General features: G+C 41.1%; 15 protein-coding genes. 13 read left to right on the forward strand and 2 right to left on the reverse strand.

Annotated elements, in window-relative coordinates; all coding sequences use genetic code 11:
- Positions 1–16 precede the first annotated feature (16 nt).
- Together NST57_RS07910 and NST57_RS07915 are read left to right on the forward strand one after the other, a co-directional pair.
- Positions 17–796 carry a patatin-like phospholipase family protein gene (locus NST57_RS07910; protein ID WP_142154968.1) on the forward strand — a complete coding sequence of 260 codons (780 nt, stop codon included), beginning with the start codon at positions 17–19 and terminating at the stop codon, positions 794–796.
- A gap of 4 nt (positions 797–800) precedes the next feature.
- Positions 801–1,829 carry a SepM family pheromone-processing serine protease gene (locus tag NST57_RS07915; protein WP_142154969.1) on the forward strand — a complete coding sequence of 343 codons (1,029 nt, stop codon included), beginning with the start codon at positions 801–803 and terminating at the stop codon, positions 1,827–1,829.
- Between the two features lie 234 nt (positions 1,830–2,063).
- On the opposite strand, the gene NST57_RS07920 is transcribed toward NST57_RS07915, so the two are convergent.
- Complete coding sequence (locus NST57_RS07920; RefSeq protein ID WP_200831221.1) at positions 2,064–3,311, reverse strand: nucleotidyltransferase; 1,248 nt, start codon at positions 3,309–3,311, stop codon at positions 2,064–2,066.
- A 206-nt stretch (positions 3,312–3,517) separates the two neighbouring features.
- On the opposite strand from NST57_RS07920, the gene NST57_RS07925 reads away from it, so the two are divergent.
- The 3 genes from NST57_RS07925 (at position 3,518) to gerR (ending at position 4,909) form a co-directional block, all read left to right on the forward strand.
- Positions 3,518–4,036 (forward strand): YceD family protein, encoded by a 519-nt coding sequence (locus NST57_RS07925; protein WP_142154971.1) that lies wholly within the window; start codon positions 3,518–3,520, stop codon positions 4,034–4,036.
- 21 nt (positions 4,037–4,057) lie between these two features.
- Complete coding sequence (gene rpmF, locus NST57_RS07930) at positions 4,058–4,231, forward strand: 50S ribosomal protein L32 (protein WP_008354700.1); 174 nt, start codon at positions 4,058–4,060, stop codon at positions 4,229–4,231.
- A gap of 138 nt (positions 4,232–4,369) precedes the next feature.
- Positions 4,370–4,909 carry a sporulation-specific transcriptional regulator GerR gene (gene gerR, locus NST57_RS07935; RefSeq protein ID WP_017359370.1) on the forward strand — a complete coding sequence of 180 codons (540 nt, stop codon included), beginning with the start codon at positions 4,370–4,372 and terminating at the stop codon, positions 4,907–4,909.
- Between the two features lie 53 nt (positions 4,910–4,962).
- Here gerR and NST57_RS07940 read toward each other — a convergent pair whose 3' ends face one another.
- On the reverse strand, positions 4,963–5,442 hold the full coding sequence (locus NST57_RS07940; RefSeq protein WP_007499784.1) for an N-acetyltransferase: 480 nt from the start codon (positions 5,440–5,442) through the stop codon (positions 4,963–4,965).
- A gap of 210 nt (positions 5,443–5,652) precedes the next feature.
- On the opposite strand from NST57_RS07940, the gene NST57_RS07945 reads away from it, so the two are divergent.
- The 8 genes from NST57_RS07945 to NST57_RS07980 all read left to right on the forward strand — a co-directional run bounded on the left by NST57_RS07945 (position 5,653) and on the right by NST57_RS07980 (position 16,063).
- The gene (locus NST57_RS07945; RefSeq protein WP_341298362.1) at positions 5,653–6,546 is read left to right on the forward strand and encodes a 2-dehydropantoate 2-reductase; all 894 of its coding nucleotides are present in this window, start codon (positions 5,653–5,655) and stop codon (positions 6,544–6,546) included.
- A 65-nt stretch (positions 6,547–6,611) separates the two neighbouring features.
- Positions 6,612–8,231 (forward strand): bacillithiol biosynthesis cysteine-adding enzyme BshC, encoded by a 1,620-nt coding sequence (gene bshC, locus NST57_RS07950; protein WP_142154973.1) that lies wholly within the window; start codon positions 6,612–6,614, stop codon positions 8,229–8,231.
- Between the two features lie 128 nt (positions 8,232–8,359).
- A complete protein-coding gene (mraZ, locus tag NST57_RS07955) occupies positions 8,360–8,791 on the forward strand; it encodes a division/cell wall cluster transcriptional repressor MraZ (protein ID WP_003211163.1) in 432 nt (143 codons plus the stop codon).
- Positions 8,792–8,857: 66 nt separating this feature from the next.
- Positions 8,858–9,790 (forward strand): 16S rRNA (cytosine(1402)-N(4))-methyltransferase RsmH, encoded by a 933-nt coding sequence (gene rsmH / locus NST57_RS07960; RefSeq protein WP_035392149.1) that lies wholly within the window; start codon positions 8,858–8,860, stop codon positions 9,788–9,790.
- A 36-nt stretch (positions 9,791–9,826) separates the two neighbouring features.
- Positions 9,827–10,174, forward strand: a complete 348-nt coding sequence (ftsL, locus tag NST57_RS07965; protein WP_025207292.1) for a cell division protein FtsL — start codon at positions 9,827–9,829, stop codon at positions 10,172–10,174.
- A gap of 7 nt (positions 10,175–10,181) precedes the next feature.
- Positions 10,182–12,332: a penicillin-binding protein gene (locus tag NST57_RS07970; protein ID WP_341299204.1), complete on the forward strand. Its 2,151-nt coding sequence runs from the start codon at positions 10,182–10,184 to the stop codon at positions 12,330–12,332.
- A gap of 124 nt (positions 12,333–12,456) precedes the next feature.
- Positions 12,457–14,376: a stage V sporulation protein D gene (locus NST57_RS07975; protein WP_142154975.1), complete on the forward strand. Its 1,920-nt coding sequence runs from the start codon at positions 12,457–12,459 to the stop codon at positions 14,374–14,376.
- A 211-nt stretch (positions 14,377–14,587) separates the two neighbouring features.
- On the forward strand, positions 14,588–16,063 hold the full coding sequence (locus NST57_RS07980) for a UDP-N-acetylmuramoyl-L-alanyl-D-glutamate--2,6-diaminopimelate ligase (protein ID WP_142154976.1): 1,476 nt from the start codon (positions 14,588–14,590) through the stop codon (positions 16,061–16,063).
- The last annotated feature ends 24 nt before the right edge of the window (positions 16,064–16,087 follow it).

Here is a 16,087-nt window from a genome sequence, read left to right on the forward strand (position 1 = left end):
AGAGGAGGGTGGATTCATGAAACGACCGATTATCGGGCTTGCGCTGGGCTCCGGGGGTGCCAGAGGGATGGCACATATCGGGGTTTTATCTAGTCTTGAGAAACAAGGAATACAGGTGGATATGATCGCAGGAAGCAGTATTGGGGCTCTTGTGGGGAGCTTTTATGCGGCAGGACAAGACGTAGAAAAAATGAAAAAACTTGCACTTGTCTTCAGAAGAAAGTATTATGCTGACTATACACTGCCAAAAATCGGTCTGTTAAAAGGAAATCGAATTTTGCAGCTGATTCACACGTTTACATATGGGAAGAATATTGAAGAAATGCGCGTGCCTCTTGCGATTGTCGCCTGTGACCTTCAGACAGGGGAGAAGGTTGTGTTCAAAAAAGGGTCTGTCTCACAAGCAGTCAGGGCGAGCATTAGCATTCCGGGTGTGTTTGTTCCGCATGAAATAGGCGGCAGGCAATTGGTGGATGGAGCGGTAGTGGACCGCATTCCTGTCTCTGTTCTCAAAGAAATGGGGGCAGATCTCATTATCGCCTCTGATGTATCAAGGGTGAAAAAAACAGAAAAGGCAACGAGATTATCGGATGTCATTATGCAAAGTTTGGACATCCTTCAAAATGAATTGGTTCGTCACCAAACCATTCATGCAGATCTCATGATTCGGCCAAAGCTCGAGACCTTTAGCTCTAGTGCGTTTACACAGGTTCAAGAAATGATTGAAGCAGGTGAACTCGCCGCCGACCAACAAAAAGAAAAACTGAAAGATGTCATTGATAAATGGGAGTGTTAATCGAATGAAAAAATTAAATATTCGCTGGCTCAGCTTTTTTGCTGTTGTTCTAGTCTTATTTGGCTTAACTTTTGTGAAACTGCCCTATTACGTCACAAAGCCAGGTGATGCAACAGAGATTGCGCCACACATTCAAGTAGACGGAGGATATGGCGAGAAGGGCAGCTTTTCTCTTATGACCATTAAAGTAGGTCCAGCCAATCCATATACGTATTTGCTTGCAAAAATGAACAAGTATGATGAAATCGTTCCAGAAGAAAATATTAAAGCGGACGGAGAGTCTGATGAGGATTATATGAAACGGCAGCTACAGCTCATGAAAAGTTCTCAAGAAAATGCGATGATTGCCGCTTATACAAAAGCTGGCAAAAAAGTAGATTATACGTTTAATGGGGTATATGCGAGCTATGTGATGAAAGGAATGCCTGCATATGGGAAGATTGAAGTTGGCGATAAGATCAAAAGCGTCGACGGCCATACATATGAGTCTGCAGATAAAATGGTTTCCTATATCAGCAGTAAAAAAGCAGGCACGACTGTCCGTTTTGTACTTGAACGTAATGGCAAAGAAATCACTCAGAACGTGACGTTAAAACCATTTAAAGAAGAGCCAAAACGGGTGGGAATTGGCGTATCACTATTTACAGACCGTCATGTGAAAGTGTCTCCTACTGTGAAAGTGGACATCGAAAACATCGGCGGTCCATCGGCTGGTTTAATGATGTCGCTTGAAATTTACAATCAGCTGACAAAAGAAGATGAAACACACGGCTATGCCATCGCAGGAACTGGAACGATTGATGCAGACGGTACAGTCGGACCGATTGGCGGAATTGATCAAAAGGTTGTTGCAGCAGACAAAGCAGGAAAAGACATCTTCTTTGCACCGAATGATAAAGGTGACCCAAACTCTGACTACAAAAATGCAGTCAAAACAGCAAAAGATATTAAAAGTGATATGAAAATCGTTCCTGTGGATACCATGCAGGACGCACTAAACTATTTAAACAAATTAAAAGAGAAAGCATCATAAAAAAGAGCAGCCTGCAATCAGGCTGCTCTAGCGTGTAGACAAACTATCGCATTCGGTGTCAGTTCTGCGTGCCGGTGCTCACGAATGTCAAATTCGCTCCGCTCCGGTACTCGTCCTTCCTCCTGCAAAGGTTTTCTATCATGCTGAAAAGAAGACAAAGGGCTAAAATAAAACAACTTTTTAGCCCTTTGTCAACAATCTGGAGTAGCAGCCTGCAAATCAGGCTGCTTTTTTCTATCGAGATGAAAAGAGCCCGCTCTCTTCATCATATCGAATCGGTGATGTTTTAAACTCTGCTTTCGTTAATTCTGTTTGCATGGGTTCACAGATGGGAAGGCTGAATACCCTTGAAGCCCGAATATCAAGATCAAGGGCGGGATGTGAAAAGGAAGATAGTTTACTCACAAGTGGTGCATCCAATTCTTTTTTTACAAGAGACAAGTACTGCTGTCCTTTCCTTGTCATTCCGAGTAAACGAATATAGGGCGCTTTTTTCTCTTCAAGCAGCTCGTGCATCGTCTTTTTCTTCACGTTCATTAATAGATGCGTATTCATCCGCTGTAACCTTGTCCACGTATATCGTTTTGTTTTGACAAGTGATAGATACTCCTCGTAGGAAGACGCATGTGTTATGGCTTTTTGCATGCGGTGTTCAATGCCTTCTTCAATTTCATAGATGCCCTCTAGTTCACTCGTATCCATTGTATGAAAGACATGTTTCAGAAAGCGAAAATAGGCTTCTTGCGTATGTAAAAGACCATATGAAGAATGATAGTTGTGTAATTGCTTTAAAGTAGCGTCCGGGAGGTAGGGCGTGACTGCTTGAAATGAGCTCTGTTCTTTTAATGCTTTTCGGATACTTGTGGCACTTGCGATTTTTTGGTTGTCAGGCAGTTCTTCATCATGATAATCAGATGCAATTCTTTGAGACGTAAAAGGCTGCATGTGAGGAGCTCTCTCTAAGATGGCTTTAACATAATGAAAGCCTAAAATGTTATTTGGTTTGGACAAATCCAGTAAGTGTTCAGAATGAGTGGCCTCTTGAAACGCACCAGCTGCTGCTGCGGGATAACTAAGACCTTCTTTCACCTTTTCTTTTGTTAAAAGGTCAATCTCTGCCTTTTTTTCATGCCAAGCGTGTGCTGTGCGCTCAAATGCTTTGATCTCTCCATCCTCACTGCCGAAAAAAAGAGAATGGCATTTTAATGCATCGAGGATGGACACAGCGCCGCTTGCGAAGGTTTCTGCCTTTTGTACGGCATATATGTATGGAAGCTCACACACAATGTCTACACCGTTTTGCAGTGCCATTTTTGTACGTGCCCATTTTGAGACGATGGCAGGCTCCCCGCGCTGGAGGAAAGAACCGCTCATGACGGCAATGGCAACATCTGAGGAGGTTTGTTTTTTCGCCTGCTTCACATGATAGGCATGCCCATAATGAAATGGATTGTACTCGACAACGACTCCCACTGCTTTCAATAGATGTTCCGCCTTTCTTGCTATGGTTAAATGGTCTGTGCTACAGTAGCATAAGGGAAAAATGAAGACCATTTTTTTCAGTGTAGGCATTCCGAGAACTGATGTCAAACAGCCCTTTGACGTCATGTAGGACTGTAAAGAAAAAATATTGACAAATAGCATGATGAAAGCTATAATCATGTTTGTTGCTCTTAGAGGTGATACAATTGAAATGGACAGTTTATCAGTTACATCAAAAAGCTAAAAACAGCTTCGATTTTCATGAGACGGTTGACTTAAATGAACTTACTAGCCTTCATTCAGATATACGTCGTATTTCACCAGTAGAGGTGAAAGGGACTGGAGTGATCGAATCAAAGCAAGTCGCATTTGATTTAACCATCACAGGTGAAATGACATTGCCTTGTTCAAGAACGCTTGTTGATGTAAATTATCCATTTGCGATTTCAACAAAAGAACTATTTGTACTTCATAAGACAGACGATATAGAAGATGAAGACGTATCTGTTGTAGAAGACGATATCATCGACTTAACGCCTATAGTCAAGGAAGAAATTCTTCTTGAAGTGCCCATGCAAATCTTTTGCGACCAAACTGACGTAAAAGGTGCTGCACCACAGGAAGGGAATGACTGGTCGGTCATTTCGGAAGATGCACATCAAAACCGAATTGATCCTCGTCTGGAAGGCTTGAAGAAGCTCTTAGAAGAAAATAATGAATCTTAACTCTTTAAGGAGGTGGGAATAATGGCTGTACCTTTTAGAAGAACTTCTAAAATGAAAAAAAGATTGCGTCGTACGCATTTCAAACTACAAGTACCTGGTATGGTAGCTTGCCCAGAATGCGGTGAAATGAAAATTTCTCATCGTGTCTGCAAATCTTGCGGAACATACAAAGGCAAAGACGTAAAAAGCAACTAATGCTTGATAAAAAAACGTGAGGGAATCTTCCCTTGCGTTTTTTTATTGATCTATTTTTTAGGTTTCTCTCCTGCAAATAGTCTATCTACTCTAGTAAGCGCATATGATGTGGTATTCAGATTCAGGGGGGATGATGAGTTGACGATTACACGGCAGGACGCATGGACACAAGATGAAGATTTACTTTTAGCAGAAGTTGTCTTAAGGCATATCCGAGATGGCGGTACCCAGCTTTCAGCATTTGAAGAGGTTGGGAAAGCATTGTCAAGAACAGCAGCAGCATGTGGTTTTAGGTGGAATTCCTACGTCAGAAAGCAGTACCAGGCAGGCATTGAGCTTGCCAAAAAACAGCGAAAAGAACTGCGTAAAAAAATTGGTATCCATTCTTCGGGTTTACCTCAGCATGCGTTCACCATAGAGGAGAAGGCATCTTCTGATCAGACTGAACTGACGCTTCGAGAAGTGATTCGGTTTCTAGAGCAGCTTGAGAAAGAACCATCTGGTCCAGCTTATTTACGGGAAGAGCTTAAAGATGCACAGCATCAATTAAAATCACTCACCGAAGAAAATGAACAGTTGAAGCGGCAATTAAAAATGACAGAAGAAGATTACCGGGCACTTATTGGTATTGTTGAAAGAGTCAAACAGAATATCAGCTTAAAAGATTACGCAAAATAAGAAAACGCCCCTCGCAGATGGAAAGAGGGGCGTTTTCTTATTGATTAAAATGATTAAGCGGACTCACCTGTGTTCTTTTGAATATGTGCAGGCTCCCAAATGAGTGGGTTTTCTCCTTTATCGCGTTCCATATCATATTTCACCGCTTCAAAGCCCATTTTATCCCAAAAACCGGCAGATTTGACGCGTGGATTCGTTCGAATTGGAAGGCCGAAAGATTTTGCGAAATCAACAAGTGCTTCGCCGTACCCTTTACGCTGATACCCTGGCAGCACTTCTAGCTTCCACAGCTCTAGATAATCATGATTATGGTCAAAATACGTCGTCGTCGAGCCATCTACTTGATAGAGGCTCATACGTGCCACAAGCTTATCTCCAAAGTAAATCCCATAAAATGGAGAGTTGCTGTCATTTTCAATCATATTACTTTCTAGGTCTTCAAGCATGGAAAGTTCTTGTATGCCATATTCCTTAAATTGTTTAAATTCCTCTAATGTTTTGTAGTTAATCAGAAGACGTTTTACTTGTGTCATGTGATCTTCCCCCTTACACACATAATGTCGACAGTGATGTCATTGAAGGCGTTTTCATCCCATCCGCCTAAAAAAGTTTTTACACTTATTATTATAGTTTTTTAATTAAAAAAATTCAATCATAGCGCGTTATCTGCTTTTTGCATCGTAGCACGAAACTGGTAAAATAGTTGATAACATGAGGTAAACTGAAAAAGGGAAGTGCGGCAATTGAAAATTGGAATCATTGGCGGCGGTGCGATTGGTCTGCTTTGTGCCAGTTATTTATCAGAGCATCATGACATCACCCTCTTTACAAGAAGAAAACAGCAGGCAGAAGAAATTCGAGCATTAGGCATTGAACGAATGGTAAGAGGGGAACCCATTCAATCAGCTGTTGAGGCCGACACGGGAGTCAAAGGAATATATGATTTGCTGATTGTGACAGTGAAGTATCATCATCTGCAAGATGTTCTAGGGGAATTATCGGGACTGCCTCGTCAGCGGATCTTATTTTTGCAGAATGGAATGGCCCACCTACTCGATTTAAAGAACTGGAAAACGGCACATCAGTTATATATTGGTGTAGTAGAGCATGGCGCAATGAAAGTGTCTGATCGAGCAGTGAACCATACAGGAATTGGTGTCATCAAGTGGGGAGCATTTCTGCATGAGGAAAAAGGACCTATGAGTAGTGAACTGTCAATGGGCGATTTTCAAGTCATTTATACAGATGAATGGAAGAAAGTGCTGGAGGAAAAACTGCTCGTCAATGTGTGTATTAATCCGTTGACGGCTTTATTACATGTGAATAATGGGGAATTGGTATCGAACCCGTCATATGAACATATGATGACATGTGCATTTGAAGAAGCGGTTTCCATTCTAGGGTTGCATGAGAAAGATCGTCTATGGGCTCATGTGAAATCAATTTGCCATCAAACGGCTGCCAATCAATCGTCGATGCTGCAAGATATCGTCAAAGGCCGCCAAACTGAAAGAAAAGCAATCATTGGCTACCTTTTAAAAAAAGCTCAAGGTCAAGGGATGACGCCGCCATTTCTCACTTTCTTAAATAGAGGCTTGGAAGTATTGGAAAAAAAGCAAACAAAATCTTTTGAGTGAGCTCATTTACATGCTATACTTTTTTCGGGAAACTAACTATTTATTGAAGAAAGGAAGTTCTAAACATGCAATTGACTGAACTTTCCATCCGAAGTCAGAATTTATTCATACGTGATTATATAGAAGAAAAAAAAGAGATGACTGCTTTTTTTGATTATGATATACATTCTGAGCACACATGGAAAAAGAGATACGACGATCTCATGGAAAGGAGCTTCCCGCGCGAGGCTTTAGCGGATTATATGAGCGCATATCATGCAAAATTTGATTCGGCTGCGATGCGTGAGAATATTGAGAAGATCCGTGATGAACGGAGCGTCATGGTGGTTGGAGGACAGCAGGCAGGCTTACTGGCAGGTCCGCTTTATACCATACATAAAATCATTTCCATTATTCAGTTTGCCAAAGAAAAAGAATCAGCCCTTGGCGTTCCTGTTATTCCGGTCTTTTGGGTAGCGGGTGAAGATCACGATGTAGACGAAATTAACTTTGTGTACACGTCTGGCGAAAAAGGCCCAGTCAAACAAAAGCTTCCATTACATCATGTGAAAAAAACAGCTGCGAAAAGAACACCTCTCCACCAAGAGAAAACAGAGAGATGGCTTCGTGATGTATTTTCAACCTATGAGGAATCTGCTTACACAAATGATTTGTTTGATCAGCTTCTTCGATGTTTACGCAAATCAGAAACGTTTACTGATTTTTTTGAGTGGATTGTTCGCGATCTATTTGAAGAAGATGGACTGCTGTTATTGAATTCAGGAGACTTCGGCGTGAAGCCACTTGAACGTACGTTATTCAAGCAAATTGTGGAGTCGAGTGATGCGATCGTGGCTCGCTTAAATAACACGCAGGCTGCCATGAAACAAGCGGGGTATCAGCCGATTATTGAAGCTGGTGACCATCAAGCCAACTTGTTTTACGAATATGATGATGAGCGTTTCCTCATTGAAAAAGAGAACGGCCAATTTTCTATATCTGAAGTGGGGCTTACTTGGACAAAAGATGAGCTTTTGCAGGAAGTCGAGGAGCACCCAGAGCGGTTTAGCAATAATGTGGTGACACGTCCATTGATGCAGGAAACCCTTCTTCCAACACTTGCTTTTATGGCTGGACACGGTGAAGTGAACTATTGGGGTGAGCTGAAAGGCATCTTCGAGTACTTCGATGTCAAAATGGCACCCGTTCTTCCAAGACTGCACGTCACCATTCTTGAAAGGCACATTGAAAAGAAACTGCCGATAAGAGAATTGTCGGTTGAAGAAGTGCTGACAAAAGGCGTGAAAGAAAAGAAGGATGCGCACTTTCAGCAAAGTCTTCCAGACAGCTTCGTTCAATCGGTTCAACATGCCAAACGTGAATTAGCGAATGTTCATGAGGTGATGAGACAAGAAGCGCTGGAGATCGAACCAAACTTTGAACAGCTATTAGATAAAAATGCCAAATTTATAGAAGACCAGCTTCAATTTGTTTATCAAAAGGTTGCAAAGCGTGTTGAAGAGAAGGAAGGATACATCCTTCGAGATTTTGAACGGATTGAAAATAGTTTAAAACCACTCGAAGCACCACAAGAAAGAATTTGGAATATCATGTACTTTTTAAACAAATATGGTCCAGAATTCTTCAAAACGTTCAAAAATCTGCCATTTTCATTTCAAAACAAGCAACAAATTGTCAAACTTTGAAATAAAGTTTTAATGAACCCTGACTAGTTCAGGGTTTTTTTTTATGTAGAAACAGTGTAAAATAAGTTTTGTGGAGAGAAGTGGTGGATAGTGGAGAGTATAGGTGAGAAAGTGGGGCTCTGATGATCATGTTCATGGGTGAATACCAACATACGATTGATACAAAAGGGCGCATGATCATCCCTGCTAAATTTAGAGACGGTCTCGGAGAACAGTTTGTGCTGACGAGAGGGCTTGATCAATGTTTATTTGGCTACCCTATGAGTGAGTGGAAACTAATTGAAGAGAAACTCAAAGCACTGCCGCTAACAAAAAAAGATGCACGTGCGTTTACTCGGTTCTTCTTCTCCGGCGCAGTTGAATGTGATCTGGACAAGCAGGGGCGCATTAACATCGCATCTAACCTACTCCAATATGCAAAACTCGAAAAAGAATGTGTGGTCATCGGCGTTTCAAATCGAATTGAGTTGTGGAGTAAGTCGATCTGGGAACAATATACAGAAGAGCAAGAAGATTCTTTTGCTGAAATTGCTGAAAACATGATTGGATTTGATATATAATAATCCCTTGTGCAGCAAGCTTTCTACACATTCATTTCTATTTGAAAAAGGTGGGACCATATCATCATGTTTCAACATGAGACAGTATTATTAAAAGAAACAGTTGACGGATTAAACGTCAAAGAAGACGGTACATATGTGGACTGCACGCTAGGCGGCGCAGGTCATAGCTCATATTTACTATCTCAATTATCAGAAAAAGGTACATTAATTGGGTTTGACCAAGACGATGCTGCACTGGATCATGCACGAGAGAAGCTCGCACATGTTAAAGCGAACATTCTTTTCATAAAAAGCAACTTCCGATATTTAAAAGAACGTCTGAATGAACAAGGAATTACAAGCGTAGACGGTGTGATTTTTGACCTTGGTGTTTCATCACCTCAGCTTGACACACCAGAGAGAGGCTTTAGTTATCATCATGATGCACCTCTTGACATGCGAATGGATCAAACCGCTGCTTTGTCAGCAAAACAAGTGGTGAATGAATGGCCATTTGAAGATCTAGTTCGGATTTTCTACAAATATGGGGAAGAAAAATTCAGCAAGCAAATCGCACGCAAAATTGAAGAAGCCAGAAAAAAAGCGCCAATTGAAACAACAGGAGAGCTTGTCGACATTATTAAAGAAGGAATTCCCGCACCTGCAAGACGAAAAGGCGGACATCCAGCGAAAAGAGTGTTTCAAGCGATCCGAATTGCCGTAAATGACGAATTGAAAGTATTTGAAGAAGCACTAGAACAAGCAATAGAGTTACTCAATCCGAAGGGGAGAATTTCTGTCATTACATTCCATTCACTTGAAGATCGGATTTGTAAAAGTACATTTAAAGAAATGTCTTCTCTTCCAGAACTTCCGCACGGACTACCAGTGATTCCAGAAGGGCTTGAACCAAAATTGAAGCTGATCACGAGAAAACCAATCGTTGCATCAGAACAAGAGCTGGAACATAACAACCGTGCCCGTTCAGCGAAGCTCCGAATTGCAGAAAAAAAGTAAACGACACCATAGATGATGATAAAAAGGAGGTTTCTTATGAGTAATTTGGCTTATCAAAGAGAAGTAAAGCAACATCAAACCGAGCAGCAAGGTCAATCGGTTGTTATTAGAAGAAGAGGTTCTATTACACTTGGTGAAAAAATCTTACTTGTCATGTTTGTCATGGCTCTCATGTGCAGCTCGATCCTCATCATTTCTAAAGCCTTTGCTGTTTATCACGCAAATATCGAAGTGCAGAAGCTAGAACAGCAAGTGTCTTTAGAATCGAAAAAGATCACTGAACTGCAAAAGCAAAAAGATTTACTAAGTGAACCAGAGAGAATCATTGAAGCCGCTAAAAAAGCAGGCTTAAGCATGTCGAAAGATGTTAAGAAGGTCGATTAACATGGCGATGCCTAAAAAGAATAAAATGATGAACAGAGGCGCGGCAATTGCGAGTATTTGCTTCGCCCTGTTTTTCTTTATCATCCTTGCACGTTTTATTTATATTCAGATTACGGGAACCGTTGATGGACAAGTGTTAGCTGCAAAAGCCAATGAACAATATCAATCGAAAAAAACACTTGAAGCCAAAAGAGGGTCCATTTTAGACAGAAATGGAAATGTGATTGCGGAAGATACATCTGTGTATAAGCTGATTGCAATCATGAGCAAGAAAATGACGGTCGATCCAAAGCATCCGATGCATGTCGTTGACAAAGAAAAGACAGCAAAAGAGTTATCGAAAGTCATTGATATGAGTGAGAGTGAAATTTTAAAGCGACTGAATACAAAGGATGCGTTCCAAGTCGAGTTTGGTAAAGCCGGAAAGGATATTAGTTTTTCAACAAAGGAAAAAATTGAAAAGCTAAAACTTCCTGGGATCGCCTTTGAAAAAGATACAAAGAGGTATTATCCAAACGGCATGTTTGCTTCGAACTTAATCGGCTATGCTAGATTAGATGAAGCAACTAAGGACATGTCAGGCGCAATGGGTCTAGAAAAGGCTCTGAATAAATATTTAAAAGAAAAAGATGGTTATGTAACGTATAACAGCGACAGAAGTGGATGGGCACTTCCGAATAGTAAAGAAGACATCGTTGCCCCGAAAGACGGGAAAAACGTCACATTGACCATCGATCAAAAAATTCAGGCATTTCTTGAAGAAAGTATGACGCAGGTCGCTAAAAAATATAAGCCGAAGAAAATCATTGCGACAGTCGTTGATCCGAAAACTGGAAAAGTTCTTGCAATGGGACAGCGGCCAAGCTTTAATTTAAATGAACTGGACATTACGAATTATAACAACGATGTCATTTCTTACGCATTTGAACCAGGTTCAACGATGAAAATCTTTACACTCGCTGCTGCTATCCAAGAAGGAGTGTACCAAGGCAGTGACAAGTATCAGTCTGGTACTTATAAAGTAGGCGGCGGTCTTGTAAGAGACCATAACAACGGAAATGGCTGGGGGAAAATTGATTTTCATGAAGGTGTTCTTCGTTCTTCAAACGTAGCTTTTGCGAAACTGGCAAAAGAAAAGCTAGGCTTCACACGCTACGAACAATACTTGCAAAAATTCCATTTCTATGACAAAACAGGCATAGACTTGCCGAACGAAGCGTCTAGTAAAATTAATTTCAGATACGAATATGACAAAGCGTCGACTGCTTATGGTCAGGCGTCCGCGATTACGCCAATTCAGCAAATTGAAGCGGCGACAGCCATTGCAAATGGTGGAACGATGATGAAGCCATATGTAATCGATCATATTACAGACCCGAACACAAACAAAACAATTTTACAGCACGAACCAACAGTAGCAGGAAAACCAATTTCTTCTGATACAGCGAAGCAAGTCCGTGACATTTTAGGCGAGGTCGTTTCCTCAAAAATTGGTACAGGCCAGCCTTATCAAATCAAAGGTTTTGATGTCGCTGGGAAAACGGGTACAGGACAAATTGGCGGTGCTGGCGGCTATCTTCAAGGAAGAAACGATTACGTCTTTTCATTTATGGGAATGGCACCAAAAGATGATCCGAAGCTGCTCGTTTATGTGGCTGTCCAACAGCCTCAGTTATCTGAAACACAAACAGGCTCTGCCCCTGTTTCGGAAATCTTTAACCCTGTGATGAAAAATAGTTTGCTCTATTTAAATATCGCACCAACAAAAACAGACAATAAAAAATCTGGCAAACAGAAAATAAAACAAGAAACAATGCCGTCATTCCTAGATTTAGAAGTGAAACAGGCAGAAACAGAAGCAAAAAACAAAAAGTTAACACCTGTTGTCATTGGTGACGGTCTATCCATTAAACGCCAATGGCCAAGTGCGGGCTCTGAATTCTCTGAAAGCCAGAAAGTCTTTTTGAAAACAGCAGGGAAAACCATTAAAATGCCTGATATGACAGGCTGGTCCAGAAGAGAAGTTCTTCAATATGCGTCTATTTCCGGTGTGCATATTGAAACAAACGGACAAGGGTATGCTGTCAAACAAAGCGTCAAAAGTGGAGCAGAGATTTCAGATAAAGTGGTCACAGTGACCTTCAAAAGTCCAAATTAACTTGAAAACCTAGCAAATCAATTGCTAGGTTTTTTCTTTTGCTTGAGCGAAGGACGAGATCGTTCTATAAAAAGACGAGCCTGCATATGATGAAAACAAGCCATATGTAAGGAGTGAACCGGGCGTGCGAGTGTCAAGTGTAACAGTAAGAAAACGATTGCTTTTCGTGCTGCTGTTTGGGGTGATCATTTTTTTCATCATAGATACTAGATTAGGATATGTGCAGTTTATTATGGGCGAGAAGCTGACAAGTTTAGCGAAAGATTCGTGGAGCCGTAACCTTCCTTTTGAACCAGAACGAGGAGATATTTTGGACCGAAATGGGGTGGAGCTTGCGACGAATAAAAGTGCTCCCTCTATTTTAGTCGTGCCGCGGCAGGTGAAAGACCCAGCAGAAACAAGCAAAAAATTAGCAGCAGTGCTGAATATGTCTGAGGAGAAAGCGTACAAGCATGTCACCAAGAAAACGTCTATAGAACGAATTTCCCCAGAGGGGAGAAAAGTATCTCATGAAAAAGCAAAAGAAGTAAGGGAGCTTGATTTAGATGGGGTCTATGTAGCAGAGGACAGCATCAGACATTACCCTTTTGGAAGTTTCTTATCTCATGTGTTAGGTTTTGCTGGAATTGATAATCAAGGCTTACTTGGGCTAGAAGCGTACTATGATGACGACCTAAAAGGTGAAAAAGGCTCTGTGAAATTTTATTCTGATGCAAAAGGGCAGAAAATGCCAGATGAAGCAGATGATTATACACCGCCTAAAGATGGGCTTGATATGAAATTAACAGTTGATTCAAAAGTGCAAACGATCATCGAACGAGAATTAGACAATGCTCAGGCAAAATATAACCCGGATGGCATGATTGCCATTGCCATGAATCCGAAAAATGGTGAGGTGCTGGGAATGTCGAGCAGACCTGACTTTGATCCGGCTGACTATCAATCAGTTGATCCAAAAGTATTTAATCGAAACTTACCGGTGTGGAGCACATATGAGCCAGGATCGACGTTTAAAATCATTACACTGGCAGCTGCCCTGGAAGAAAATAAAGTGAATTTAAAACGTGATCAATTTTTTGACAGCGGATCAGTGACAGTGGATGGCGCAAGGCTCAGATGCTGGAAAAAGGGAGGACATGGATCACAGTCGTTTCTAGAAGTGGTACAAAACTCTTGTAACCCAGGATTCGTCGAGCTAGGTGACCGTCTTGGGAAAGATAAATTATTTTCTTATATTAAAAACTTCGGCTTTGGTCAAAAGACAGGAATCGACCTTCAAGGAGAAGGTCGAGGAATTTTGTTCCCGCTTGACCGTGTTGGTCCTGTAGAACAGGCAACAACAGCCTTTGGTCAAGGTGTATCTGTTACGCCGATTCAACAAGTGGCTGCAGTGGCAGCTGCAGTAAATGGAGGAACGCTTTACACCCCTTATATTGCAAAAGAATGGATCGATCCAATAACAAAAGAGGTAGTTAAAAAACAATCACCAATTGCTAAGAAGAAAGTCATTTCAGCGGAGACGTCTAAAGAAATCAGATATGCCCTTGAAAGTGTAGTCGCTCAAGGAACTGGCCGGAATGCATTCGTTGAAGGATATCGGGTGGGCGGAAAAACAGGAACAGCACAGAAAGTAAAAGACGGAAAGTACATGGAAAATAACCACATTGTGTCATTTATCGGTTTTGCGCCTGCGGATGATCCAAGCATTGTTGTATATGTAGCAGTAGATAACCCAAAAGGCACGATTCAATTTGGTGGAACAGTAGCAGCACCTATTGTAGGCCATATTATGCGAGACAGTTTGCCTGAAATAGGCGTGAAAAAAAGAAAAGGGCAAATTGAAAAGAAGTACCAATGGCTGGACACAAAAACCATTGAGGTACCGAATCTTGTAGGAGGATCTGTTTCTGACCTTGAATCACTCCTGATTAATTTAAAGATTGATGCTTCAGGAACTGGCAGTAAAGTGGTGAAACAATCGCCTGCTGCCGGCACAAAGGTCAAAGAAGGTTCCACGATCCGATTATACTTAAATGATGAATAATAAAGGATGAACAGAGGGTAGCCGCACTCATTCGGCTGCCTCTTTTTGTTGAAAGAGAAGGGTCGTTTAAAAAAAAGAGCATAAAGTGTGTTTTTTCCAAGAGAAACTTAAGGAATACGCTGGATGTATCCTTTTTTTTACGATAAAATATAGACTGTGTGTTTTTTTCACAAGACATGCACGTGAACGAATTTGAGAGGTTTGATATGAAATGAAATTACAAGAACTCCTTACATACTTTAAAAGTGAAAACAATGAACTGATAAACGAAAATCCGGAGATTACTTCCATTGAAATGGATTCAAGAGAAGTGAAAAAAGGGAGTCTTTTTGTCTGTATAAAAGGCTATACAGTAGATGGACATGATTACGCTGAAAAAGCAGTGAAAAGCGGGGCTGCAGCGATCGTAGCTGAACACCCACTTCACATAACAGATGTACCAGTCATTATTGTAAAACATTCTCAAAGAGCACTTGCAAGAATGGCAGATGCTTTTTACGAACAGCCAACTCATAAACTCAATCTAATTGGTATTACAGGAACGAACGGGAAAACATCCACAACACACATGATCGAGCAAATGATGAGAAAAGCCGATAAAAAAACAGGCTTAATCGGTACGATGTATATGAAGGTAAACGATGAAATTCTCGAAGTGAAAAACACAACACCTGAGAGTGTCACCCTTCAGAAGACCTTTAAACAGATGCTTGATCAAGACGTAAATACAGCTATTATGGAAGTATCGTCACATGCTTTGCATCTTGGGCGTGTTCATGGATGTGATTATGATATTGCCGTCTTTACAAATCTCACCCAAGATCACCTGGACTACCACAACACAATGGAAGAATATAAACATGCAAAAAGCTTGCTCTTTTCCCAGCTTGGAAGTGCCTTTCAGCATGATAAGCCGAAGCATGCCATTTTAAATGCAGATGATGAAGCGTCTAGTTATTTTGAAAAAGTCACAGCTGCTGAAATTATGACGTATGGATTAGAGCAAGAATCAGATGTAATGGCAAAGAACATCCAAATCAAACCAAAGGGAACACAATTTGATTTGATCACCCCAATCGGCACAAAAAATGTGACGGTTGCCCTTATTGGGAAGTTCAATGTGTATAACGTTCTAGCAGCTGTATCAGTAGGAATCGTATCAGGCTTATCGTTTGAAACGATCGTCAGTGCCATTGAAGAGCTTGAGGGAGTCAAAGGAAGATTTGAACTTGTGAATTGTGATCAAGACTTCCCAGTCATCGTTGATTATGCGCACACACCTGACAGTTTAGAAAATGTACTGACTACGTGTAGAGAATTAACAGAAGGTCGAATTTTCTGTGTAGTTGGCTGCGGCGGCGACCGTGATAAAACCAAGCGCCCACAAATGGCCCAAATCGCTGTGAAATATGCAGATGAGCCTGTTTTTACTTCAGATAATCCAAGAAGTGAAGATCCCTCAGCTATTTTGAAAGACATGGAAAATGGCGTGCCAAAAGCCTATTATCATAGCTTCGTGAACCGGAAACAGGCCATCTTTTTTGCCATTGCCAATGCAAAAAAGGGTGATACAGTCTTAATAGCTGGAAAAGGCCATGAGACATACCAAATCGTTGGTGATCAAGTCTATGACTTTGATGATGCCAAAGTGGCAGCGGACGCTATTTTAGATCTAAACAAATCTTAAAAATGATGAAAAGAGTGTAATGAA

The organism is Bacillus sp. FSL M8-0077 (genome assembly GCF_038050255.1).
GTDB lineage: Bacteria > Bacillota > Bacilli > Bacillales > Bacillaceae > Bacillus > Bacillus altitudinis.

Bases quoted from the DNA above. Each gene is read 5' to 3' on its own strand.
- NST57_RS07940 (WP_007499784.1), bottom strand. From the start codon at position 5,442: ATGACACAAGTAAAACGTCTTCTGATTAACTACAAAACATTAGAGGAA.
- rsmH (WP_035392149.1), top strand. From the start codon at position 8,858: ATGTTTCAACATGAGACAGTATTATTAAAAGAAACAGTTGACGGATTA.
- NST57_RS07915 (WP_142154969.1), top strand. From the start codon at position 801: ATGAAAAAATTAAATATTCGCTGGCTCAGCTTTTTTGCTGTTGTTCTA.
- ftsL (WP_025207292.1), top strand. From the start codon at position 9,827: ATGAGTAATTTGGCTTATCAAAGAGAAGTAAAGCAACATCAAACCGAG.
- rpmF (WP_008354700.1), top strand. From the start codon at position 4,058: ATGGCTGTACCTTTTAGAAGAACTTCTAAAATGAAAAAAAGATTGCGT.
- NST57_RS07980 (WP_142154976.1), top strand. From the start codon at position 14,588: ATGAAATTACAAGAACTCCTTACATACTTTAAAAGTGAAAACAATGAA.
- bshC (WP_142154973.1), top strand. From the start codon at position 6,612: ATGCAATTGACTGAACTTTCCATCCGAAGTCAGAATTTATTCATACGT.
- NST57_RS07970 (WP_341299204.1), top strand. From the start codon at position 10,182: ATGCCTAAAAAGAATAAAATGATGAACAGAGGCGCGGCAATTGCGAGT.
- NST57_RS07910 (WP_142154968.1), top strand. From the start codon at position 17: ATGAAACGACCGATTATCGGGCTTGCGCTGGGCTCCGGGGGTGCCAGA.
- mraZ (WP_003211163.1), top strand. From the start codon at position 8,360: ATGTTCATGGGTGAATACCAACATACGATTGATACAAAAGGGCGCATG.